General features: G+C 64.1%; 1 protein-coding gene. It reads right to left on the bottom strand.

What is annotated here, in order from left to right:
• Positions 1–217: diguanylate cyclase (locus GUI70_RS23900; protein ID WP_161884616.1), on the bottom strand; the 217-nt coding region annotated here is incomplete at both ends.

Below are 217 nucleotides of genomic sequence, written 5' to 3'. Positions count from 1 at the left end.
GTACCGGTCACCCACAGCGTGGCCGCCCTCATCATTCACTTTCTTCAGACCGTCGAGGTCGAGCGTCAGGACACTGACTGGAAAGAGGTGGCGCTTGCTTGTGTTGATCGCCACATCAAGCATTTCATCGAAGGCGCGGCGGTTGCCCAGGCCGGTGAGCGGGTCGGTGCGCGCTGCGGCCTCGAGCAGGGCGGCATGGTGCTGGCGTTCCATGGCC

Source organism: Deinococcus alpinitundrae, from assembly GCF_009982895.1.
Lineage (GTDB): Bacteria > Deinococcota > Deinococci > Deinococcales > Deinococcaceae > Deinococcus > Deinococcus alpinitundrae.
The sequence above is the reverse complement of the archived record's forward strand: the minus strand, read 5'-3'. Positions and strand labels throughout refer to the sequence as shown.